The organism is Microbulbifer sp. THAF38 (assembly GCF_009363535.1).
In the GTDB taxonomy this organism is placed as follows: domain Bacteria; phylum Pseudomonadota; class Gammaproteobacteria; order Pseudomonadales; family Cellvibrionaceae; genus Microbulbifer.
The window spans coordinates 1,273,260-1,295,589 of sequence record NZ_CP045369.1 but is presented as its reverse complement, the minus strand read 5'-3'; the positions used below and the strand labels follow the sequence as shown (position 1 = coordinate 1,295,589).

The 22,330-nt window shown below is 49.4% G+C and carries 18 protein-coding genes; 10 read left to right on the top strand and 8 right to left on the bottom strand.

The genetic code is table 11. The features are described from left to right. Window positions 1-143 precede the first annotated feature (143 nt). Complete coding sequence (locus FIU95_RS05460) at window positions 144-749, top strand: hypothetical protein (RefSeq protein WP_216646306.1); 606 nt, start codon at window positions 144-146, stop codon at window positions 747-749. On the opposite strand, the gene ttcA is transcribed toward FIU95_RS05460, so the two are convergent. After that, complete coding sequence (gene ttcA, locus FIU95_RS05455; protein ID WP_152452255.1) at window positions 634-1,551, bottom strand: tRNA 2-thiocytidine(32) synthetase TtcA; 918 nt, start codon at window positions 1,549-1,551, stop codon at window positions 634-636. The two genes, FIU95_RS05460 and ttcA, sit on opposite strands and share 116 nt — an antisense overlap. A 115-nt stretch (window positions 1,552-1,666) precedes the next feature. Beyond that, window positions 1,667-2,335 (bottom strand): arylesterase, encoded by a 669-nt coding sequence (locus tag FIU95_RS05450; protein ID WP_172975325.1) that lies wholly within the window; start codon window positions 2,333-2,335, stop codon window positions 1,667-1,669. 44 nt (window positions 2,336-2,379) lie between these two features. On the opposite strand from FIU95_RS05450, the gene FIU95_RS05445 reads away from it, so the two are divergent. From FIU95_RS05445 to FIU95_RS05430, 4 genes are all read left to right on the top strand, one after another. Beyond that, window positions 2,380-3,102 carry an ABC transporter ATP-binding protein gene (locus FIU95_RS05445; protein ID WP_152452253.1) on the top strand — a complete coding sequence of 241 codons (723 nt, stop codon included), beginning with the start codon at window positions 2,380-2,382 and terminating at the stop codon, window positions 3,100-3,102. Further along, the gene (locus tag FIU95_RS05440) at window positions 3,102-5,552 is read left to right on the top strand and encodes an ABC transporter permease (RefSeq protein WP_152452251.1); all 2,451 of its coding nucleotides are present in this window, start codon (window positions 3,102-3,104) and stop codon (window positions 5,550-5,552) included. Before FIU95_RS05445 ends, FIU95_RS05440 begins: the two co-directional genes overlap by 1 nt. 55 nt (window positions 5,553-5,607) lie before the next feature. Next, window positions 5,608-6,879, top strand: coding sequence for an adenosylmethionine--8-amino-7-oxononanoate transaminase (bioA, locus tag FIU95_RS05435; RefSeq protein WP_152452249.1), 1,272 nt, complete (start codon window positions 5,608-5,610; stop codon window positions 6,877-6,879). 406 nt (window positions 6,880-7,285) lie between these two features. Continuing rightward, complete coding sequence (locus FIU95_RS05430; protein ID WP_152452246.1) at window positions 7,286-7,696, top strand: DUF6746 family protein; 411 nt, start codon at window positions 7,286-7,288, stop codon at window positions 7,694-7,696. A gap of 152 nt (window positions 7,697-7,848) precedes the next feature. On the opposite strand, the gene csrA is transcribed toward FIU95_RS05430, so the two are convergent. After that, on the bottom strand, window positions 7,849-8,037 hold the full coding sequence (csrA, locus tag FIU95_RS05425; protein ID WP_152452244.1) for a carbon storage regulator CsrA: 189 nt from the start codon (window positions 8,035-8,037) through the stop codon (window positions 7,849-7,851). Between the two features lie 1,307 nt (window positions 8,038-9,344). On the opposite strand from csrA, the gene FIU95_RS05420 reads away from it, so the two are divergent. Then, entirely contained in the window at window positions 9,345-10,046 is a 702-nt protein-coding gene (locus FIU95_RS05420; protein WP_152452242.1) for a hypothetical protein, read from the top strand. 56 nt (window positions 10,047-10,102) lie between these two features. Here the strand turns inward: FIU95_RS05420 and ltrA are convergent, their stop codons facing one another. Further along, window positions 10,103-11,374, bottom strand: a complete 1,272-nt coding sequence (gene ltrA, locus FIU95_RS05415) for a group II intron reverse transcriptase/maturase (protein ID WP_152452240.1) — start codon at window positions 11,372-11,374, stop codon at window positions 10,103-10,105. A gap of 1,577 nt (window positions 11,375-12,951) precedes the next feature. Here ltrA and FIU95_RS05410 point away from each other — a divergent pair. Continuing rightward, window positions 12,952-13,809 carry a PA4780 family RIO1-like protein kinase gene (locus FIU95_RS05410; protein ID WP_152452238.1) on the top strand — a complete coding sequence of 286 codons (858 nt, stop codon included), beginning with the start codon at window positions 12,952-12,954 and terminating at the stop codon, window positions 13,807-13,809. A 755-nt stretch (window positions 13,810-14,564) separates the two neighbouring features. Here FIU95_RS05410 and rho read toward each other — a convergent pair. Both rho and FIU95_RS05400 read right to left on the bottom strand, forming a co-directional pair. Further along, window positions 14,565-15,503 (bottom strand): transcription termination factor Rho, encoded by a 939-nt coding sequence (gene rho / locus FIU95_RS05405; protein ID WP_152452236.1) that lies wholly within the window; start codon window positions 15,501-15,503, stop codon window positions 14,565-14,567. A gap of 599 nt (window positions 15,504-16,102) precedes the next feature. After that, window positions 16,103-16,300 (bottom strand): hypothetical protein, encoded by a 198-nt coding sequence (locus FIU95_RS05400; RefSeq protein ID WP_152452234.1) that lies wholly within the window; start codon window positions 16,298-16,300, stop codon window positions 16,103-16,105. Window positions 16,301-16,819: 519 nt separating this feature from the next. On the opposite strand from FIU95_RS05400, the gene FIU95_RS05395 reads away from it, so the two are divergent. The 3 genes from FIU95_RS05395 to FIU95_RS05385 all read left to right on the top strand — a co-directional run bounded on the left by FIU95_RS05395 (window position 16,820) and on the right by FIU95_RS05385 (window position 19,426). Beyond that, window positions 16,820-17,500 carry a DUF6629 family protein gene (locus FIU95_RS05395; RefSeq protein ID WP_152452232.1) on the top strand — a complete coding sequence of 227 codons (681 nt, stop codon included), beginning with the start codon at window positions 16,820-16,822 and terminating at the stop codon, window positions 17,498-17,500. 291 nt (window positions 17,501-17,791) lie between these two features. After that, complete coding sequence (locus tag FIU95_RS05390) at window positions 17,792-17,998, top strand: hypothetical protein (RefSeq protein WP_152452230.1); 207 nt, start codon at window positions 17,792-17,794, stop codon at window positions 17,996-17,998. Between the two features lie 321 nt (window positions 17,999-18,319). After that, window positions 18,320-19,426, top strand: a complete 1,107-nt coding sequence (locus FIU95_RS05385; RefSeq protein ID WP_152452228.1) for an ABC transporter ATP-binding protein — start codon at window positions 18,320-18,322, stop codon at window positions 19,424-19,426. A 6-nt stretch (window positions 19,427-19,432) separates the two neighbouring features. On the opposite strand, the gene FIU95_RS05380 is transcribed toward FIU95_RS05385, so the two are convergent. Next, entirely contained in the window at window positions 19,433-21,040 is a 1,608-nt protein-coding gene (locus tag FIU95_RS05380) for an iron ABC transporter permease (protein ID WP_253868875.1), read from the bottom strand. 200 nt (window positions 21,041-21,240) lie between these two features. Beyond that, the gene (locus FIU95_RS05375) at window positions 21,241-22,272 is read right to left on the bottom strand and encodes a Fe(3+) ABC transporter substrate-binding protein (protein ID WP_152452224.1); all 1,032 of its coding nucleotides are present in this window, start codon (window positions 22,270-22,272) and stop codon (window positions 21,241-21,243) included. Window positions 22,273-22,330 lie beyond the last annotated feature (58 nt).

Genomic DNA, 22,330 nt, shown 5'->3' with positions numbered 1-22,330 from the left:
TCGCTTTTTGAGCGAAATGCGCTACAGAACCGGAGCCACTTCAAAAATAATTATGTTTATTGCGCGTAAATCTACTTAACGGCTGGCGTCAACTCAATCCACAAACTAAATATTCAGAACAACCACAGAAAAAAGAAAATACTATGGGAATCTGTCTGGACGAACTGCGCCTCCAGGTTATCCGCCCAACCCTCAAGCACTTGAGAGCCTGGAGCCAGGGCATGGAAAACCTTTTGCTGGGCACTGCCGCGCAGGAATCTCAGCTGGGCTTCCACCTTAAACAAGGGCGGCGCCACGGGCTTGGGATTTATCAAATTCAGCCCCACACTCACCGGGAAATCTGGGACGACTACCTGATTAATCACCCCGCATTGGCCTCAAAAATTCGGGGCCTCGCCAGCCAGCGGGACTTTCTCGATCACCCCCACAGTGAACTGACCACCAACCTACGCTACGCCACGGCCATAGCCTGGCTGGTGTATCGCTCAGCCGATGTGCATAAAATCCCCGAATCAGATACCTGCAATGTGACCAAAATGGCGCGGTTGTGGCACCAACACTTCCATCACGGACCCAGTGCCACTACGCAGGATTTTGAATGCAGTTACGCCCAACTGGTAAGCGGCGCCGACCCTACAAATTCAGCGCCGAGATATACTGGGGCTCAGCCTCCTGCGCATCATCCGGCTCCCAAGAGTTCACCTGGCGCTGAATTAAATGGTCAGGGCGCTCGGCAGCCGACGGCGTAGAGCGATCCAACTCCAGACTTTCGAAATCGTAGAGATCCCTGTCCGCCAGTTGCGACGGGGATATACGCGTTAATGCGGCAAAGATATTTTCACTGCGCCCTGGGAATTTATTGTCCCACTCCCGCAACATCTGCTTGATCGCCTGGCGCTGCAGATTTTCCTGACTACCGCACAAGTTACAGGGAATAATGGGAAATTCCTTGAATTCCGCATAACGGGCAATATCCTCTTCTCGGCAGTAAGCCAGCGGGCGAATCACAATATTGCGCCCGTCATCTGCACGCAGCTTGGGCGGCATCGCCTTCAGGCGGCCGCCGTAGAACATATTCAGGAACAGGGTCTCGACGATATCGTCTTTATGATGGCCAAGAGCCACCTTGGTGGCACCAATCTCCTCGGCAAAACCATAGAGGGTACCGCGACGCAGTCGTGAACAAAGGCTACAGGTGGTCTTGCCTTCAGGCACCACTTCCTGCACCACCGAATAGGTATCTTTCTCTACGATATGGTGTGGCACGCCGAGGGAGCGAAGATATTCCGGCAGGATATGCTCAGGGAAACCAGGCTGCTTCTGGTCCATATTCACCGCCACCAACTCAAAGTTCACCGGGGCGGTTTTTTGTAGATTCAGCAGAATATCCAGCATGGCGTAAGAATCCTTACCGCCGGATAAGCAAACCATGATTTTGTCGCCCTCTTCAATCATGTTGAAGTCGGCAATAGCGCGACCCACATGGCGGCGCAGGCGTTTCTGCAGTTTGTTGAATTCGAGTCGCTCGCGGCGATTTTCCACTTCGGACATGGTGTCTCTCTAACTATTTCGGTACCGGTGACCGGGGCTGGGGGTCACAGCCATCGCCTATCAGTGTGGAGCGAGGCTTTCATATTGCTAGGGGGCGCGATTGTACGCATTTCGATCACGGAGTACACGACTCCCCATCCGACTTTTCCGCTAACAGGAACTCAACACAGGGCCAAACATGCTCCAGTAATGCCGGCTGTGCCTTGGCCGTTGGGTGTATACCATCGGATTGCATGGCGCCGTCTTCAAGCGCGACGGTTTCCAGGAAGAAGGGCACCAATCCAACCTGTTCGGACTTGGCCACCTTGGGGTAAACGGCGGCAAAGGCATTGGTATAAGCGCGGCCGTAATTGGGCGGAATACGCATGCCGAGCAGTAAAACCTCTACACCAGAATTCTTCGCCAGCTTCACCATCTCCATCAGGTTGCGCTGTAAGGACTGAGGTGGGTAGCCCCGTAGACCATCGTTGCCACCAAGTTCAACGATTAGCCAACGGGGACTGTGCTCCTCCATCAGGCGCGGCAAACGTGTCAGGCCACCGGACGTGGTTTCGCCACTGATACTGGCATTGACCACCCGAACCTTTTTGCCCTTTTCCTGCAAGCGCTCTTGCAGTAATTGCACCCAGCCCTGCTCTTCATTGATGCCGTAGGCAGCGCTGATACTATCTCCCAAGACCAACAAGGTATCCGCCGCACTCGCCTGGGCAGCCCCAATGGGGATAAACAGCAACAGTACCAAGCTGAATTGAGCCGCCAACTGCCGAAAAAAGGCTGTCGTCATGTCATACTCTCCAAAAAGTCGCGCATCCGTATAGGGAACACAGTATGTCCGCCATTCTTACGGCAGAAAACCTGTATCACAGAGTCTCCACCAGCGAAGGGCCATTGACCCTATTAAACAATATCTCCCTGCAACTGGCGCGCGGAGAGAGCCTCGCTGTGACCGGTGCCTCAGGTTCCGGCAAGTCCACCTTGCTCGGTCTATTAGCTGGATTGGACAAGCCCAGTGAGGGAAAAATCTGGCTGGCCGGCGAAGAAATTACCGCCATGGATGAAGAACAACGTGCTGCGGTACGCGCCCGCTGTGTGGGGTTTGTCTTCCAAACCTTCCAGCTACTACCCGGCCTCACCGCTCGCGAGAATGTCATGCTGCCCAGTGAGCTGCGCGGTGAACGCGGCGCCGCCAAACGCGCGGAGGAGTTCCTGGCCAAGGTGGGGCTCGAGCATCGCCTGGGCCATTACCCGCGTCAACTCTCCGGCGGGGAACAGCAAAGGGTCGCCATTGCCAGGGCATTCGCCAGCTTCAGTGGCGAGGACGCTATCCTATTCGCCGACGAACCCACCGGTAGCCTGGACGCCGGCAACGGCGCCAAAATCATCGATTTACTCTTTAAGCTCAATGCCGAGTCCAGCACCACTCTGGTGCTGGTAACCCACGAGCAGCGCCTGGCTGAACGCTGCGTCACTCACCTGCGTATGTCGGCAGGTGCCGTGGAGTCCTACGAGCCCCTCGCCGGGGACGACAGCTTCTCGGAGGTGTCCGCCTGATGCTGCCTCTGCGACTGCTTTTCAGGGACTGGCGCGGTGGCGAGCTGGCTCTCATCGCCAGTGCCCTGGTACTGGCCGTGACCTGTGTAACCGCGATTGCCCATTTCACCGATCGCCTCACCCGCGCGATGGAGCAGCAGTCGCTTACCTTCCTGGCTGCAGAAAGAGTCCTGCGCAGCAGCCAGCCAGTCAACGCGGCTTGGCTCGATAAAGCCAAGGAACAGGGGCTGGAGCAGGGGCAAATCATTCAGTTTGCCTCAATGATCTCCGCCAATGACCAGTTTCAGTTCGTCTCGGTGAAGGCCGTAGATGGTGGCTACCCACTGGTTGGTCACCTGGAGATCCGGCGCTCGCCGGATGCCTCAAGTGAAATCACGCAACAGGGGCCTCCTCCTGGAGAAGCCTGGGTGGAATCCCGCCTCCTGCCGTTGCTGGAAATTGAATTTGGCGATTCCATCGACCTGGGCGATACACAACTCAAAGTGACTGGCCTGTTGGAGCGGGAGCCTGACCGGGGCACCAGCCTATTCGATATGGGCGCTCGGGTACTGGCAAATATCGAGGACCTACCGGCCTCCGGCGTTATCCAGCCCGGCAGCCGGGTGCGCTACCGCTATCTCTTTGCCGGGGACGACCAGGCACTAAAAGAGTATTTTGCCTGGCTAAAACCGCAGCTGACTGAACACCAGCGGGTGTTGGACCTGCGCGAGGGCCAGCCGCGGGTGGCCTCCGCATTAAATCGCGCTGAGCGCTTCCTATTTCTCGCCGCCAGCCTCGCCGTGCTACTCGCCAGTGTTGCCGTAGGGCTTGCCGCACGGCGCTATGGGCTGAGACATACCGCCTATGTAGCGGTAATGAAAAGCCTTGGCGCCGGGCGCAACAAGGTGCTCGCCATTTACCTGGGCCAGCTGGCCGCTCTCACACTGATCGCCACCGGCCTTGGTTTAGCCCTGGGCAGTTTTATTCAGGCCCAGGCGGTCAATCTGATGGCTGGTTTCTTCCCGGTAGCACCACCCGCCAGCCACTGGGGCCCTCTGCTTGTGGGCCTCGCCACCGGTTTAGCCTGCGCATTGGGTTTTGCCCTGCCCCCCCTGTTTCGCCTAGCTCGTACCGATCCCATGCAAACGCTGCGCAAAGATTGGAGCAACCCCGACAGGCGCGAATGGTTGGGACTCATCCTCGGCCCCAGCGCCATGCTACTGTTGATCTGGTGGCTGTCAGGCAGTTTGGCTATGACCCTGGCCCTACTCGCCGGTATGGGACTGTTGGTGGGAGGCAGCGCCCTGGTCAATCAATTGCTGGTGCGCGGAAAGCTGGCCTCTTTAGGTGGCGCCTGGCGTATCGCTCTGGGTAGTCTGCAGCGCCGCGCCGCCTTCAATACGCTGTTGATCGCCGCTTTCGGCACCGGCCTTCTGGCAATGTTGTCCCTAGTCTTTGCACGCACCGCACTCATCGACGAGTGGCGTATGCAGCTGCCTGAAAAAGCACCCAACCACTTCCTGCTGAATATTGCCCCCAGAGATGTGGATGGAATGCAGCAGATGCTGGAAAAAGAGGCAGTCAGCAGCACCGAGTTCTATCCCATGGTGCGCGGCCGCCTGATCGCCATCAATGACACCCTTACCAAGGATCTCAAGGACCGCCCCAACGGCGTGCGCCGGGAACTCAACCTGAGCTGGACCGAAAACCTGGCACCGGATAACCGTATCCTCGAAGGCGAGTGGTGGGACAAAACCAGTAAAGGAGTTTCGGTTGAGGTGGAACTGGCCGCCCAACTCAACTTGGCTCTTGGTGACAACCTGCGCTTTTCCATCGGCGGACTGGAAGTGGAGGCCCCTGTGGCCAGTTTCCGCTCTCTGGATTGGAACAGCATGCGCCCGAATTTTTATATGCTGTTTGCCCCAGGCACCCTGGAGGACTTTCCCGCCACCTATATCACCAGCTTTTATCTTCCTCCAGAAGACAAGCTGTTAGTTAACGACCTGGTACGCAACTACCCCAGTGTCAGCGTGATAGAGCTGGATAAAATCATCCTGCGTATTCGCGACACCATCGACCAAGTGTCTTTCGCGATCGAATCCGTCATGGCGCTGATGCTCGTCGCCGGAGTACTGGTATTGATTGCTGGGGTGCGAGCCAGCATCGCCGAGCGTTTGCAGGAGGCCGCGATTATCCGCACACTGGGCGGACGCAGACGCCTACTGCTCAAAAGCCTGATGCTGGAATTTGGATTACTCGGCTGTGCCGCTGGATTACTCGCCGCCATCGGCGCCGAAGCAACTCTAATCGTGCTTTCGCAGCGGGTGTTCGAGCTGCCCCTGGTACTGCACCCCACCCTGTGGCTACTGGGCCCATTGGTTGGCGCCTTTTTGGTTGGCGTTGCCGGTACCTTGGCCTGCTACAGCTCCGTGAGCCAGCCTCCACTGAAGGTGCTGCGGGAGCTGGCCTGATTGCGATACATTGGCTTGAATATTGGCCGCACATAAAAAGAGATGTAGCTGTTTTATGGACCTGGAATTCGACCGCAAACATATCTGGCACCCCTACTCCTCTCTGATCAACCCGCCACCGGTTTATCCGGTGGCCAGGGCTGAAGGAGTTCGAATTTTCCTGGAAGATGGCCGCGGCCTGATCGACGGCATGTCCTCCTGGTGGAGTGCCCTGCATGGCTACAATGTACCCGAGCTGAATCAAGCCATGCGCGATCAAATGGAGAAGATGTCCCATGTGATGTTTGGCGGCCTCACCCATGAACCAGCCATTGAACTGTGCAAAAAGCTGGTGGAGATCACCCCACCGGGGCTGAATCGGGTTTTCCTGGCCGATTCCGGCTCAGTGTCTGTAGAGGTCGCCATCAAAATGGCCCTGCAATTTTGGCACTCCCAGGGCAAACCGGGTAAAAGTAAATTGCTGGCCCTTCGCAATGGCTACCATGGTGATACCTTTGGGGCCATGGCCACCTGTGATCCCGTTACCGGCATGCACCACCTGTTTACCGGGCAATTGAGCCAACACCTGTTTGCCCCCGCCCCGCAAACCCCTTTCGGCGAAACCTGCCCCGATGAAGATATCCGTGAACTGGAACAACTGATTGCGCAAAACAGCGAGCAATTGGCTGCGGTAATTCTCGAACCCATAGTGCAGGGTGCCGGCGGTATGCGCTTTTACTCCGCAGATTACCTGCGCCGGGTACGAGCACTCTGTGACGAATACGACCTGCTGCTGATTGCCGATGAAATCGCCACCGGCTTTGGCCGCAGTGGCAAAATGTTCGCCTGCGACCACGCCGCGATCACCCCGGACATTCTCACCCTCGGCAAGGCCCTCACCGGCGGCACCATGACTTTAGCGGCCACGCTGTGTAGCGACCGGATTGCCGAAGGCATTTGCAATGGCGAGGCCGGAGTCTTTATGCACGGCCCCACTTTTATGGGGAATCCGTTGGCTTGTGCCGTCGCCGATGCCAGTATTCAACTGCTACTCAGCGGACCCTGGCAGGAACGAGTAACAGCAATCGAGCAACAGCTGACCGAACAGCTCGCCCCATTAAAATCCGCACCGGGTGTCGCCGATGTTCGAGCCCTTGGAGCGATTGGAGTGGTGGAAATGCGCGAGCCGGTAAATATGGCCAAGGTACAGGAAGCTTTAATCGAACGCGGCGTTTGGCTGCGCCCCTTCGGCAAGCTGGTCTACGCCATGCCACCCTATGTGATTTCTAAAGAAGACCTCAGCCAATTAACGTCGGCGATGGTTGATGTACTGGGGGAGATTTCCTAGCCTCCGTACCAATTAATTTGTGAAGCCGGTCTCAATAATACCGGGTTAAGCGGCTCCTCCTGTAAATAACCTTCTCTTTGCTACCACGAATAGAGGGTTAACAGATCGAACTCTATAACACGGGGGTCGCCAATTCTTGGCTAAAGACTTCCGTCGCCCCCTCCCATACTCGCCTCTCTCAGATGCCATTTTCTTAACCTGTACAAGCTTCGATCAGCCAGATCACAATTTCAGCCAGAAATGTTTTGAGCCCCCAAAAATTCCTGTATCATAAATGTTAATGATAGTTATCCTCATTTACGATAGCGATCAAAGTGACCAAAATGATCACTGTTAAATGTTAGGCATTCACCTCGCCCGATTAATGCCTCACCAACCCTTAAAGTTTGGGCGTCAGAGAGGAAAAATGAGAACTTTAATTGCATTACTTTTTGCGGTTACTTTTGCCACCACTGCTCAAGCTAGCGATACTTCTGGAGAAAAGCCCATTCAGCACCTCAAAGTAGCGGATGTTACTTCGATGAAGGATGCCAAGAAGATTTTCATTGAGAAAACCGCAGAAATTAAAAGCAAGCAAAAGCTGGATGCTGCAGAGCTTCACCAGATACATGTCATCACCTACACGCTAGAGAAAAGTGTTGAGTTTTTCGCTGAGAACCTGAAGGGTGAGAGGCAAGAGCTTGCAAAAGAGATTGCCGTTGTGGTGGAGAATATTCATCTTAACTCCGAAAACAACCGCACCGAGAAGACTGAGAAAGATCTGAAGGAATACTTTAAATTAGCAGACAAATTTGTCGCTGGATTTAAACATCACTAATAAAGATCATTCCCGAGCTTAACCAGCGGCTCTAGTTGCAGCGAGAGGCTCGTCTGGATCGATTGAAAATTAAAGCGCTAACTATCATGAGTTAGCGCTTTAATGATAACACCACGGGTTCATGGCTAGACGCCACAATCTCGACCAAATCCTTAACGATTACCATTGCCCAGATTTCCTGCCTTTTTGATTCGCCTATAAATCTCCTCGCGGTGTACGGGCAAGGATTTAGGGGCAAGTATTCCTATCCTTACCTGACTACCCTTAACTTCCAATACAGTGATTGAAACGTTCGCTCCAATCCGTAAGTTTTCGCCTGTACGGCGCTTTAAGATCAACATATTTATTTCCTACTGATACTCAAGCCATAGATAGACCTTCCCCGCTGAGGAAGCTTGGATAGTAACGTTTTGAGGAAATACGGGGTGGTGCGCGAGAACGGTAGGCATAGAAAAAGAAAAGGCAGACGCAACGCCCCCAGGGCTTAGAGAATCTATCCAAGCCACTGATTGTGCTCCACTTTATTGAAGACGAGCGGGTTTCTAGCGTACTATGCATATAGCCATCTTGATAGGTGATTTATCAATTTGGTTAGCTGGCCCCAGGTGTTCCAGCACCTTGGGTCAGCGCCTTTTACTTATTCTCACTTCACGCTACCGTTCTCCTATTGAGGGGTGGTCTTTAGAAAATTCTTGGGCTCTTGATTCTCTAGATACTCTTGAACCGAGCTGCTTTGATTGTTGCCTTTAGATAGCTTCTTAATCGCGGCCAAAATACCAATAAATATCTATCGATTTTACGTGGCTTTGACACTAAAACAATCCTAATAAAATCTAATAAGATTATTTTTGTGCCTATATTTTTTGTTGCTCACGTATTGAAAATTTCGGTTGCATATAAAAATCGCCGTTTAGATTAATATACCCACCGCTCCCACGCTGGAGTTCAGACAACAATAGATCATCAATGCTTCGACTTAATACGCACTCCACATATCTACAGAAAAGATCTCTCCATAGACCAAAGTAACTTGCAGAGTTTTAGGATATTACTGCGAGATTTAGGAACCTCTGAGCAACCCGGTGATGCCTCTACTTACAGAGTAGTTTCAACAAGAGCGCAGCTTCACAAAGTGACTAGACCTTAGAAGAAGTCTAAACACGGTACATGAACCGCTATGGAAGCCCCTCAGGCCAATCCTTGAAGGCTACATCTGCTGCGTTGCAACGCTTGCAAGGGGCTATGTCCATTCGCGGCGAACTGCGCCTAACATCTTTAGCCTTCAAGATCCGCAGAGATATTACAGAGTGATTCAGAGGAACCCTGGATACCTTAACCACTCCTCAACTAATACCAGCCTGTAAAAGTTGGCGAGTGCTAGCTTAGGGATTTACGATCATATTGACCGTAATATTGGAGAACAAGAAGATAAACCCAGAAACAATCATGAGATCAATGAGTTACGGGCTAGCGTTAAAATTGGGATAGTAGTCAAAGTGATCATTTTTCCAGTTTGCACGAACGTATCAGGATGCTTTAAGTCTATCGTTTTAAATAAAGATTTAGGCTTTAGCGTAGAAATTGATTCTGAGATAACAATCAGGATAATAGTGGTCTGAATGATTACTATATAGCTGTTAGGTGATGTATGAGTGAACATGGAAAGTTTTTCCTTTCAATATCTTTACCATTTTCGATGGTTATAGCTGTCTGCTATTTGAGTGGTTATTACTGGACTTTTGGTGTTGATATTTTTTCATATATTAGTGCGCCCGATCTAATAATGGCGGCAGCTATTCCCCTTGTAACTTTAGGGCTGGCAAGTGGAGTGGGGTTGTTTCTTGGAGTGATACTCTCAGATAAAAAAGATGAGCACAGCGCTAGCACGGTAAAAGGTAAAGTTTACAGATCCGCATCTGTACTTTTTGATATATTTGCTGGGCTGCTTATAGTTGGCACCCTAGCTTATGGCGGAGATGATAAATGGAGGGTGATTCCTGTAGTACTGACATTGTTAATATTATCTCTCGCTAGGCAAGCAGGCTTGTTAAATCCACTCATTAGAAACTACAGCCATTTAAACTACCTTGTTATATTTGTTGCAATATATTTTCCTATTCAGGCTTACGCACATGGAAAGTTAAAAGCTCTGAATATTATTAGTGGTAAAGACTACAAGAGCGTCACTATCCCAAAGCTTCTGAGCGGTTTTGATCTAAGGTATATTGGGAAAGCGGGAGATAACCTGTTCGCTTGGGAAGGGAAAAAAGGTGAAGTCCATATTTTGAACACTGACAAATTCGATCATGTGGTCGTAAGCCAGAATGCACCTAAATCGGGTAGCCGGTAGTTTCTAGCTACCGGCCCCCACACCACCCATCGTGCGGGTCCGCAATGGGCGGTTCCCTATCCGTAATGAATCTCTACCCAACGATCTCGCAATGAAATCAACCCCATCTCTTCGAAGAACTCATTATTGAGCGCAATATGAATACCCTCAGTTTTTGCGCTTCGCCAGTAACTTTTACCGGTCGAGCCGCAGGTAACTGCCAGCGATTCACTCACACCCATACGCAGTAAATTTCGAACTTTCGTTCTCACTCTGCGCCAATTCTTCCAATAGCTCATTCTTAATCGCCGCCGTATCCAGCAGTCTAGATCAATACATTTTTGATAGCCTTGCGCTATTCCAAAATAGTTGATCCAGCCACGGAGGTATACGGTAAGTTCCTTCAGTTTCTTTTCCATCGAAATGCCACGGGACCGTCCTGTAATCTGACGGACGTGGTATTTAAATTGGCGCAGTGACTTATCATGCCAGACAAGCTTTGCTCCACGAAAAGAAAAACCCAGAAACTTACAACGACTAACGGGGGCTACTTGGCTTTTAGCATCGTTAACTTTGAGTTTAAGCTTGCGCTCAACAAAGCGTTTAATGCTCGCCATAAGCCGTTCGCCGGCACGTTTAGAGGAAACGACAATCACAAAATCATCCGCATAGCGGACAAAATCGTGCTGGCGTTTTTCCAGCTCTTTGTCGAGCAGGTCGAGTACAATATTGGAGAGCAGCGGCGATAAAGGGCCCCCTTGTGGCACCCCCTCATGACAGGCTTTCCAGCATCCATCTTCTACACTTCCTACACGCAAGTAACTTGCGATCAACTTGAGTAAACGCTTATCGCTGATTCTTTGGCCAAGTAAACTCATGAGGAAGTCATGGTTGACCCGGTCGAAGAACTTAGATAAATCGACATCTACGGCTATCCGCTTCCCGCCTTCGATATACTTCTGTAGCTTTTTCACCGCATGATGCTGTGATCGCTTTGGGCGGAACCCATAGCTGAACTCCGAAAAGGTTTTATCGAAACTGGGACCGATGATTTGGGCGATAGCCTGCTGTATAACACGATCAAAGATCGTAGGTATCCCGAGACCACGCTGGCCGCCATCTGGCTTGCGAATGTAGACGCGCCTGACGGGAAGCGGCTGGTAATGACCCTGTCGAATAGTCTCGATGAGGTCGTCGCCAACTGCCTTGAAGTGCTGCATAAAATTATCGACAGTAATCTCGTCAATGCCTGCGGCACCTTTGTTGCTTCGCACGTGTTTCCATGCAGCATTAAGATTTTCTTTGCTGAGGATGGTTTCAAGCAGATTTTCATTTGAGTTGAGTGTCATGGCAGTGCGCTACGTCAATTTTATATCCGGCTGGCAACATATCGGCAGGCTAGCCCTGTCTTTTAACTCGTGGATTTTGGGTTCAGGCCTTCACCGTATCCAAGGTATTAATCTTGGTATTAGGCTACTATGCCGTCGGCTGACTTCTGTTCAATCACCTTGGCCATTACTGGCCGAGGCGCCGCTGTGTTCCACCAATTTTGTTTACCCCCGCGATGGTGGCTAACGGGCTGGGCCTACTTATGAGTCAGCGGCCACGCTGACAGCTTTACAGCAGCAGGTTGAACAGATCTCCCCAGATAAGAACGTGAACTTTCACTACACAACTGCATCATTTACTCTACCCGTTAGACCACATGGCTTTGGTATCCTTGGCTACCTCGCCTCCAGGCTAAGCCTTATATGATGTTTCTGTCCGTCAGCTCGTAGTTTTGCTAGCGGCTTCCTCCCCACAAGACCTCGCGGTATTGCAGTTGCCATTCGCTAGTAGTTAGCATTTAATGGAAACCATTAAATGGTGATCCTCCTACAGGGGACTTTCACCCCATTAGTTCACGCCCATGCTGGGCGTACCAAAAAAATCCAGGTGACGCCTACGGCACACCTGATTTGGGCGTTATAACCAAATCAGACATAAGAGATAAATTTGAGAGCAGTCCATCTATTTTTTATCGTTACCTTTCCAGCTAATACCTATGCGTGTTTTATTCAACCTAAAGGATTAGTCGAACAGCACGTGTCAGAATTTTTCCTTCTCTTAGGGATTTCTGCAACGATTCTAGTTCTTGCGCTTGTCATACGCTACTTAACAAACAAGAAGCGTCTATGGGCACCAATAATTGGCGCGCTAGTTGTAGGCTACATTCCTACGTGTATGTACTTTCTTTTCATGGAAGGTATCGCAGGTCCTGGAGGTTCTTGCGGTAGACCTGAACTCATACAGGCAGGGCAAACGCTCTTAGTAGGTTTCGTAGCTATCCTAGTGTATGAAATTTTTAAGTATTGGAGAGCTAAACGGACCAATGGGCTATAAATCGGGTAACCGGTAGTTTCTAGCTACCGGCCCCACACCACCCATCATGCGGGTCATGAATGCTAACCGGTTGGACCTACTTAACAGCCAGTAGCCACGCTGACAGAATCACTGAAAAAAATTACACAGATTTCCCAAGATAAGGGTATAAAATTTCACAAATCAGCTACATCATTAACCCTATCCATTAGATCACGTGACTTCGGCACCCTTGGCCTCCTGACTAAGCCATATAGGATGTTTTTGTTCGCCAACTCATAGTTTTGCTCGCGGCTTCCTCCCCACAAAACCTTATAGTATTGCAATTTCCATTCGCTAGTAGTTAGAGGTCATTAAACGGTGATCTTCCTACTGGGGGCTTTCACCGCATTGTTCATAACATGTCAAGTACGATTCTCATTGCCTCCATCCTTTACGCGGGCTTTATAGAGCCCCATAATCGCTCTTTATCCATAAGCAGGATTAGATTTCTTGCCTCAAATACACATGGAAATATGTCAATAGCATATATGATTAATTGCCGAACACTCGAAGCTGGTATCTAGTGAAAACTCCCAAACGTCTACAGCCTCTCATCGATGATGGCTTAATCGATGAAGTTATCAGCCGCCTAATGAGCGGCAAAGAAGCCGATATATTTATTGTCCGTTGTCGCGACGAAATTCGTTGCGCCAAAGTCTATAAAGACGCAACTAAGCGTAGTTTTAAAAAGGCCGCACAATACCAAGAAGGGCGTAAAGTTCGCAGTGGTCGTCAAGCGCGTGCCATGCAAAAACGGTCGAATTATGGCCGCCAACAGCAGGAAGAGATTTGGCAAAATGCCGAAGTTGATGCTTTATCCCGTTTAGCACGCGCTCATGTACGAGTTCCCAAGACTTTTGGTTGTGTTGACGGTGTATTATTGATGGAGTTAATCACTGACGAAGCAGGCAATGTCGCACCACGGCTTGGCGATGTGACAATGTCAGAAGAGCAAGCAGTTCAAGATCATGCATTAATGATTCATTACATCATGCTCATGCTTTACGAGGGAATTGTACATGGTGATTTATCCGAATTTAACGTCCTAGTGGATGATTCCGGCCCTGTGATTATCGATTTACCCCAAGCTGTTAATGCCGCTGCCAATAACAGTGCACAAGAAATGTTCACTCGCGACGTCGACAATATGCGTCGTTATTATGGCAGATTTGCCCCCTCTTTATTACAGACTCAATACGCTAAGGAAATGTGGGCACTGTTTGAAGAGGGTAATTTAACGACTAACACAACGCTCAGCGGCAAGTTTGATGATGACGATGACAGCGCTGATGTCGACGCCGTGCTGGAAGAAATCAAAGCGGTGATGCAAGAGGAACTGGAACGAAAAGAGCGTATACGTGAATCTTCAGAAGATGCATAAATTTGGATGAAAGCACCCGGTTTAGTAATCTTATTGGTTGCTGCGGGTGTTGTTTATTATCCTATTGCACAAATTAGTGTACACACACATTAAGACATCCAAAGACTGAAGGATGCCGTGAACTGTAGAGCAAGCTCTCTTTCTGGGGGCTCTTATCCTTTGATTTATAGGTAAGAGAGATTAAGTTCTGGGAATTGATATGCAGATTTTAGGAAATGCTATTTTGGATAAAAGACTGGTAATTGTCTTATAGAGTATTTGGGGTAGGAGTAGATTAGCAGTGTGTGGCTGAGAGGAAACACCGGCAATCCCTATTCCTTGTACCCAGAGTTTATCGAGTTGGGTGCAAGCTTTCTTTACCGTTTCCACTGATCTGTATTAGTTCAGAACAAACCTTTAAAGCAGCTTTCAAAGTTCCAACTGAGATAGAGCCAGTGTTTTGCTGAGATGGCCAGCCGCTCAAGGATAGGGGGTGTCTTTTGAAAAATGGCACCGGGATTATGGGGGCTAAATGCCGGCCACCCCAGTCTACTAACGCCAAATAGTGATCCAGCTGAAAGGGCACCGCTTTCGGCATATTAAGGCCACTTTTCCACTAAGCCCCTCTTTGAGCAATATCCTGTAAAATCACACCATAGAATTGAAGTGGATAGCCCTCAACTGAATAACAGCTGTCCTAATAAGGACTCGGGCGTTAAGTAACTAACTCCTAAAATGCTAAGCGGCTAAATACTACCCTTAAACTTAACTAAAAATTAATGGTCAAGTAACTCCGAATTAGTCGGGTATTTTTCAAGGAGTTCAATTAGTTTTTTAGTCCCATCTACAGGCTTTAGGCTAGTAAGCGTTCTTCGTAAAGCTCTTATCGTTGCAATATCTTTCGAGTTAAACAGGATTTCCTCTCGGCGAGTACTGCTTTTAGCAATATCCAGGGCAGGGAAAATTCGCTGTCTTGCAACTTCCTTTGACAATACTACCTCCATATTTCCCGTACCCTTAAACTCCTCAAATATCACTTGGTCCATTCGGCTTCCGGTATCCACGAGTATCGTTGCCAGAATTGTAAGTGAACCACCACCTTCAATCTTCCTCGCAGCGCCAAACAGCTTTCTGGGGATCTCCATAGCCCTGGCACCTATCCCACCAGACATTGTACGTCCCCTACCACTCTGCTGGGCATTATGTACCCGTGAAAGCCTTGTCAACGAGTCAACCACGATCATTACATCCTGGCCTTCACCGGCTTCCTTACAGGCCCTAGCATGGAGTTCATTAGCTATCCTCACATGCTCTTCATAGCTTTGATCAGAAGAGGACGCATAAACTTCCGCCGGTACACTTCGCTTAAAGTCAGTAACCTCCTCCGGCCTTTCATCAATAAGCAAAGCGTACAGCTTTATTTCGGGGTAAGCCTCCCCCACTGCTTGGCAGATATGTTTCAGGATAGTGGTTTTGCCACAGCCCGGTGGAGCCACAATCAAGCCTCGTTGCCCCTTACCAATTGGCGTAATCAAATCCATCGCCCTCACCGTAAGTTGCTGAGAACCTGACTCAAGGCGAATAGGCTCAGAGGGATTAATAGCTACTCCATTTAAGAACCGTTTCTTTGGATCAGAAGTATCCTCTTGCTTTTTATCAGCCTTCTTAGGCTCCGTATTTCTTTTTACCTTTAAGGATAATATTTTTCTGGACATAATATGCTCTTTACAAATCATTCGAGACCGGGAATATTACTATTATTTGTCAATGACTGGACATACGATTAGTACTCCCCAAAACTGAACACTATAGCCAGAACTTGCGGCTATGCGATTATTTTTCCGAACCCAAGGCAGACAAATAATCCTATTGAAATCCGAAAACACCAATTACTGTCAGCCGCAACCAACGAATCACCAACCAGAAGGTTGAAAAAAAATGAATAATCGCTACTGACCGAAGGTGCATACTAGGACACCCACAGATTGAAGGGTGAAACCGGAAATAGTACAGGCTTTCCACCTTAACAGCCATTTCTTCTGGTCTGGTTCGGACAAAGTGAAATGCTTAAAAATCATGCTTTAGGTTTGAAAATTGGATGATTTTGGCCAAATCAGAAGAAATAGCATCGAAAGCCCGGGAGGAAAGTGGTGAGGTGTTACCGAAAGAAAACGCTGGCAGTCGCCTATGCCATGTATCCAGCGACTATTGAGTTGGATAGAGGTTTGCCGAACTGCCTTTCAAGGCTAGGGGACATTCGTTGAGAAATGAAACCGCGCTTTTTGGCTGGCTAAATGCCGGCCACTCCAATCTACTAGTGCCAAATAGTGATCCAACTGACAGGATTGCCCTTTGGCTTATTCAAACGCTCAGCGTCAACAAACGGAGGTAGATTTTTGGGCTTCTCACCTGAGTCTGCCGCACGAACACGCTGCTGAATTAACGTGTAATCAGATTCTTCAGGCATCTTGATGATATTGACACGGATCAGGTTGAGGTCTACATAGGCCATATATTGGGTATCCAGAATCGGTAAATAGCCGGCTGGGCCTAATTATGAGTCAGCGCCCGAGCTGACAGGTTCACAGCAGCAAGCCAAAATGACCATATAGTACCGATAAGAATAATACCCCAAATACATTTAATGTTTGTGGGAGCATTATTACTTTAGCATGTAATGAGTATCCCCCGACGCAAGGGTCAAAACAGTGGCCAATGTTGATAGGTGAATAAAATACTGCAACTGACTCAGCGGCGTCAAACTGGCTTGTTGCCCTCAGTCGACATGGACTTTACCTGCATAAACATCGAATTTAATAGGGAGGCTCAATGCTCTTTGATGGTATTTTCTATTTCATCTACAGGTGGAATTAGGAGTTGAAATTGGCATAGACCCTCTTGATAGATTCAAAATCTTAGTACAAAGTAGATAATTTCAACCAATCTTTTAGGTTAAGGCTATTGTTATATTGTACATCAAGCTTAAGGCTCTGGCTCAAATGACTATATTTTAGGTACAGAGAAAACCATTATGTGTTTTTCAGCCACAGCATCATTCGGATCAGCAGCTGTCCTTCTTGTTGGCGGTGCTTTGTGTACAAGACACGTTATAAAAAATGATAAAACCTATTTATTGCTCGCAATTACCCCTATCCTTTTCGCATTACAACAAGCGAGCGAAGGCTTGGTATGGATTGGACATAACGAAAACTTAACATCACTAACAACAGCATCTTCCATTTTCTTTTTATTCTTTGCTCTGCTTTTTTGGCTTGTCTGGATACCAATCGTCGCCTTTAGCCTTGAAACAAAAAAATGGAAAAGAGTTTTCTTTATTACATTGATAATCATAGGCTTTGTTTTTGGCTTATACCTTTGGATACCAGTCCTATTAGAAACAGGATCAAGACATTTGATGAAAACGAGTGTATGCGGGCACAGCCTATGCTATATCACTTCCGATTACAGCTTATTCGCCATTACAGCAGGTCATATTCTTTATTCTTTACTTGGCTTTTTATTTTTATTATCCAGCAATCAGATTTTTAGAAAATTTTGGGCACTTGTCATGCTGCTCGGTGTTATCGTCTACTTTACTCAGCGTGAAACATGGGTATCAACCTGGTGTTTCTTTGCTGCAATATCGACCTTATGGATTTATTTTCTATTAAAAAATGACTATAAAGCAAAGATGAAAAAACAAACTTTATGATAGAACTGATAGAGCCAAGTTGGCCACAGCATAAAGGGAAAGACCTGCAAGGAGCTTTCTAAGGCGCTAAGGAAGCGATGCTTTTGAGCTGATGCTTACTTTCAACAACACCTAACGTGTTACTGCATCCGAATATGGTATAGTGCTGACAACACTATACAAGCCAACGCCGCCCATTAAAATATTATGGATCTCAAATTTGTTTCGCCGAGTATGAAAAGATTGTTTTTCACTCTGTCAGTTATATTTATTTCTGGTTGTGTTTCTACCGCTAACATATATGAGAGAAATGTGAAAGCCAATGAACTAGAAGCACAGGCTGAAGACGCCAGAGTAAGCAATAATTATTCCATGGCCAAACAGCTGGACAGGAAGGCAGAGAAGCTAAGAGAAAAAGACTCTATCAACAAAGAGGATATCCTTGCAGGTATTTTTTCCGAGCTTTTTAAGCGGTTGTTCGGAGGAAGCTCTAAAAATGATCAACATGGTTGGCAGTAAAGCGATAAAACTAACCTGTACCAACAAGCATTAGGCAGTTCAAGATCTCTATGCCGAGGCTGATGGTACAATCTGATTTGGACCAGCTTTTTTTACAATCAGATATCAATACTATTCCGCTGACCACTGTGATTCTGGGATAGGCAAGAACTTATTCTCTATGAGAAAGGATACATTGGCATATGAGGTTTAGGGTGAGTGTTTAAACACTCACCCTGCTTAAAAAACACCCAGCTTTGCTCCAACTAAAAGAAGCCTTCGCAGGGCTGCTAAATAGTATGCTTCACACGGGACTAGTTGCCGGTTAGCTTAGTGATAACTATGATTAGCAACTACACCCGAACGCTGCCCGAAGTGTTTAAAAGCCAAACTACCGGAAAGCCCGTGCACCCCATACTCTCCATAGAAAACCTGCAGTGCCGCTACGGCGAGCAGGTGGTTATAGAATCAGTTTCCTTTGCTTTACAGGCCGGGGAAATTGCCTGCTTGTTGGGCCCCAGCGGCTGCGGCAAAACAACGTTGCTGCACGCCATCGCTGGATTTCAGCCAGTCACTGCAGGGAATATCCAGCTGTCTGGAGAAGTAATCTCTTCTCCCAAGGTTAAGGTTCCTGCGGAGCAGCGGAAAATTGGGGTGGTATTTCAGGATTATGCCCTCTTCCCACACCTCACCGTTGAGCAGAATATTGCCTTCGGTATCCAGTCAATGCCGAAAAGCGAGCGGCAGTCCCGCACCCGGTCGTTGCTACAGCTAGTACGGCTGGAAGGCTTCGGGCAGCAGTACCCGCACCAGCTATCTGGTGGTCAGCAGCAGCGTGTCGCTCTGGCTCGGGCACTGGCACCGCGCCCCAAGTTGTTGCTGCTGGATGAACCCTTCTCTAACCTGGATACCGAGCTGCGCCGCAGTCTCGCCGCCGAAGTCCGCCATATACTGCGCGAAGAGAAGATCCCTGCGATTATTGTTACCCACGACCGCCACGAGGCCTTTATTGCCGGAGATAAGCTGGGAGTACTCAGCCAAGGTCAATTACAGCAGTGGGACAGCCCACAGGATACTTATCAGAAGCCAAAAAATTTGGCGGTTGCGAGAATCGTTAGTGAAGGGAACATTATCTCCGGCACTGTCCTGGGCAATGACCTGATCAGCACCCCATTAGGGGAAGTTAATATGCCGACAGCTGCATACGAAAATGGCGATAGGCTCAAACTATTTGTGCGCAGTGAGGATATTGCCGCAGGCGAACATCCCGGTGCGGTTATGGCTCAGGTTGTGGAAAAGAATTTTCTCGGCAATCAAGTGAGCTATCGCTTTCAGTTAGCCGCAGGGGAAACTGTCGAGGCCGCTTTGAATGCAAATCTTCAAGCCGCTCCCGGTGATAAACTTCCCCTACGTCTCTGCTCTGCGCTGGTGTTTGACCAGGCCCGATAGCAGCTATCAAGACAGGGCGGGCGCTTCAGAGCTCGCCAGGGCTGTGCGCTCCTCACCTCTGCGCCACCCAATGGAACGGCTCAGTAATATCACCGGAATCAATCCCACCAGGACAATCAATAAAGCCCCCAGGGCCGAGCGTTCCAACATCTCATCAGAAGCAAACTGGTAAACATAAGTCGCTAAGGTATCAAAGCCGAAGGGGCGCAGTAACAAAGTAGCCGGCAGTTCTTTCATACAGTCTACAAAAACCACCAAGCCACCTGTGAGCAGGCCGGTACGCACTAAGGGTAGGTGCACAGCCCATAGGGTTTGCCAGCTATTACGTCCTAGAGAGCGAGCAGCCCTATCCATTGATGGGGTTACTTTCTCCAGACTGGATTCTATGGCCCCCGTGGATACCGCCAGGAAGCGCACCGTGTAGGCAAAAATAATGGCAAAAATACTGCCGCTTAACAGTAGTCCTATAGAGATATCGAAGTGTTCACGTAAAAAAGCATCGACGGCATTATCAAAAGCGGCCAGTGGAATCAGGACTCCAATCGCCAATACCGCCCCAGGCATTGCATAACCCAACTTGGAAAAGCCGACTAGAAGCTTCACGGACCTCTTGGGTTGCAGCCGCTTACCGTAAGCCAGCAGCAAGCCCAGTAATACAGAGACCAGTGCCGCTGCGATAGACAGCAACAAGCTATTGCTGGCGATCTGTATAAAATCTTCACTCCAATAGCTGGAAAAGTTACTCAGTGCGTATCTACACAGAACCAGCAGGGGGATAATAAAACCAGACACCAACAGTAACCCGCAAAACAAAAAAGCTACAGCGGATCGCCAGCCACGCAACACATAGCGTTCACGCTGGGAATTTGGCGATTGTACAAAGTGCTTCTGTCTCGCCCGCCCCATTCGCTCCAACGTAATTAGCAGAACAACAAAAATCAGGGTACTACAGGCAATTTGTGCCGCCCCTCCTAAATTACCGTGGCTCAGCCAGGTATCGTAAATCCCGACACTCAAGGTGCGCACTGCAAAAAAGTCGACAGTGCCGAAATCGTTCAGGGTTTCCATCAATACCAGTGACAAGCCCACCGCGACCGCCGGGCGTGCCATTGGTAGGGATACACGCAAGAAGCTCTGCCAGGGCGTGCAGCCCAATGACCGACTCGCGGCCCGTATACTGCCGCACTGTTCAATAAACGCCGCGCGCGCGAGCATATACACATAGGGAAAGAGCACCAGTGACAGCATGGCAATAGCCCCACCCATACTGCGGATCTCCGGGAACCAATAATCCCTGGCCGTCTGCCAACCAAACCAGGCCCGCAAGGACTTTTGCACGGGGCCCGCATACTCCAGCAAATCTGTGTAGACGTAAGCAATCACATAGGCGGGAACGGCAAACGGCAGTAGCAATGCCCACTCAAACAAACGGCGCCCCGGGAACTGGCACATGCTCACTAGCCAGGCACTGCCCACACCTGCTATCAGCGTTACTAAACCGACACCACCAGCCAGAAGCAATGTGGAGGACACATAGTGGAACAGCACCGTGTCTAACAAATGCGGCCAGATATTCTCTTCAGGAAAAAATGCCAACCAAAAGATAGATAGCACTGGCAAAGCTACTAGAAGGGAAATAGTAGCTACCAGAAGCAGCCAGCGGGAAGCTGATAAATTCGCTCGGTTTAGCATGAATTAAGAAATCAAAAGCTCATTATAAAAGAACGGCCCTGGTCTCTCGACAGGGCCGTTCGAATAAGGCTGAGATAGTGCTGCCAGTATGCCGGGCAGCAATTCTCACTCAGTTAACCATTCTAAAAGTCAAAGCGTACTTCATCAACCATACGGGAAGCCGCCGGAACGTAGGAACCGATTTCCGTGAGACTCAGATCGTCTTCCTTAAATTCACCCATATACTCCTTAATCAACTCAGAGCGGGCCGTGCCGGGGCGCACCGGGAACTCAAAATTTTTCTCAGCGTAAGAGTATTGAGCATCGGCGCCACTAAGGAATTCCAGCAGCTTAACAGCATTTTCACGGTTGGGAGCATGCTTGGTCAGCGCCGCGCCGGAAATAAACATATGGGTACCGCGATCCTTCTGGTTAGGGAAGATCAGATTGACTGATTTGGCCCAATCCACCTGCTCCGGCTGCTCCTTATTGGTGATCATTTTACCGAAGTAGTAGCTGTTACCCAGGGAAAGATCACAGACACCTTCGCTAATGGCTTTTACCTGGGCGCGGTCATTGCCCTGTGGCTTACGCGCCAGATTCGCTTTCACACCCTGCAGCCACTCTTTGGTTTCTGCTTCACCGTGGTGGGCGATCATGGAAGCGATCAAAGATAGGGTGTAAGGGTGCTTGCCGCTGCGGGTACAGATTCGGCCCTTCCACTTGGGATCAACCAGTTCTTCGTAGCGAGTGATTTCACCGGGCTTAACGCGGTCTTTGGAGGCGTAGATTAAACGCGCTCGGGTTGTCAGGCCGAACCAGTTGCCGGCCTCATCGCGGAATTGTGCCGGGATATTTTGCTCCAACACCTCGCTCTTCACCGGCTGGGTCAACTGCTTGTTCAGCAGGTCCATCAGGCTGCTGGTGTTGGAAGTGAGTACCAAATCTGCCGGACTGTTACGCCCCTCGCGCTGCAGGCGCTCGTTGAGCCCCTTGCTGGCATACACCACCTTTGTCTCAATACCGGTTTTCTCAGTGAATTCCTCCAGTATCGGCTCAATTAGGAAGGGCTGGCGGTAGGAGTAAATATTCACTTGCTCCGCGGCATTGGCCCCAATGGCACCAAGCAAACCAACAGTTGCAATCGCTTTTTGAAATAGAGACCTGGTAAACATGAGATTCTTATCACCCCCGGGTTGATTTGAGAAGCATTCTCATTTGAGTGGAAGATAA

What these genes read in the sequence shown, in the direction of transcription:
- FIU95_RS05460 (WP_216646306.1), top strand. Translation starts at nt 144, where the DNA reads ATGGGAATCTGTCTGGACGAACTGCGCCTCCAGGTTATCCGCCCAACC.
- ttcA (WP_152452255.1), bottom strand. Translation starts at nt 1,551, where the DNA reads ATGTCCGAAGTGGAAAATCGCCGCGAGCGACTCGAATTCAACAAACTG.
- FIU95_RS05450 (WP_172975325.1), bottom strand. Translation starts at nt 2,335, where the DNA reads ATGACGACAGCCTTTTTTCGGCAGTTGGCGGCTCAATTCAGCTTGGTA.
- FIU95_RS05445 (WP_152452253.1), top strand. Translation starts at nt 2,380, where the DNA reads ATGTCCGCCATTCTTACGGCAGAAAACCTGTATCACAGAGTCTCCACC.
- FIU95_RS05440 (WP_152452251.1), top strand. Translation starts at nt 3,102, where the DNA reads ATGCTGCCTCTGCGACTGCTTTTCAGGGACTGGCGCGGTGGCGAGCTG.
- bioA (WP_152452249.1), top strand. Translation starts at nt 5,608, where the DNA reads ATGGACCTGGAATTCGACCGCAAACATATCTGGCACCCCTACTCCTCT.
- FIU95_RS05430 (WP_152452246.1), top strand. Translation starts at nt 7,286, where the DNA reads ATGAGAACTTTAATTGCATTACTTTTTGCGGTTACTTTTGCCACCACT.
- csrA (WP_152452244.1), bottom strand. Translation starts at nt 8,037, where the DNA reads ATGTTGATCTTAAAGCGCCGTACAGGCGAAAACTTACGGATTGGAGCG.
- FIU95_RS05420 (WP_152452242.1), top strand. Translation starts at nt 9,345, where the DNA reads ATGAGTGAACATGGAAAGTTTTTCCTTTCAATATCTTTACCATTTTCG.
- ltrA (WP_152452240.1), bottom strand. Translation starts at nt 11,374, where the DNA reads ATGACACTCAACTCAAATGAAAATCTGCTTGAAACCATCCTCAGCAAA.
- rho (WP_152452236.1), bottom strand. Translation starts at nt 15,503, where the DNA reads ATGTCCAGAAAAATATTATCCTTAAAGGTAAAAAGAAATACGGAGCCT.
- FIU95_RS05400 (WP_152452234.1), bottom strand. Translation starts at nt 16,300, where the DNA reads ATGGCCTATGTAGACCTCAACCTGATCCGTGTCAATATCATCAAGATG.
- FIU95_RS05395 (WP_152452232.1), top strand. Translation starts at nt 16,820, where the DNA reads ATGTGTTTTTCAGCCACAGCATCATTCGGATCAGCAGCTGTCCTTCTT.
- FIU95_RS05385 (WP_152452228.1), top strand. Translation starts at nt 18,320, where the DNA reads ATGATTAGCAACTACACCCGAACGCTGCCCGAAGTGTTTAAAAGCCAA.
- FIU95_RS05375 (WP_152452224.1), bottom strand. Translation starts at nt 22,272, where the DNA reads ATGTTTACCAGGTCTCTATTTCAAAAAGCGATTGCAACTGTTGGTTTG.